At 58.0% G+C, this 281-nt stretch carries 1 protein-coding gene; it reads right to left on the bottom strand.

The genetic code is table 11. The features are described 5' to 3' along the window. A partial coding sequence (locus tag GV764_RS13525) for an invasin domain 3-containing protein (RefSeq protein WP_161660615.1) occupies positions 1-281 on the bottom strand: 281 nt, incomplete at both ends.

Consider the following 281-nt stretch of genomic DNA (forward strand, 5'->3'; position numbering starts at 1 on the left):
CGTCCCTTTCAGGGTTGCCGTGTACACACCCGCCGTGCTGGTTTCCGACACGGTACTGACGGCCACTTTCCCGGCTGCAGGCGTGGCGTTCAGGCTGTCTTTCACCTCAATGCTCAGGCTGGCTGCCAGGTTGCGGATATTGTTACCAAATGCGTCTTTCGCCGTGAACAGTAATGTACTGGTCGCGATATTGTCGGCCACAATGGATTTCGGGATGGCAACAAACACAGATTTCACTCCGTCCGGCGTGGTGCCCGCCGTCAGGGTCACGGTGTCGCTCA

Origin of the sequence: Atlantibacter hermannii, assembly GCF_009907385.1 — a bacterium.
Lineage (GTDB): Bacteria > Pseudomonadota > Gammaproteobacteria > Enterobacterales > Enterobacteriaceae > Atlantibacter > Atlantibacter hermannii_A.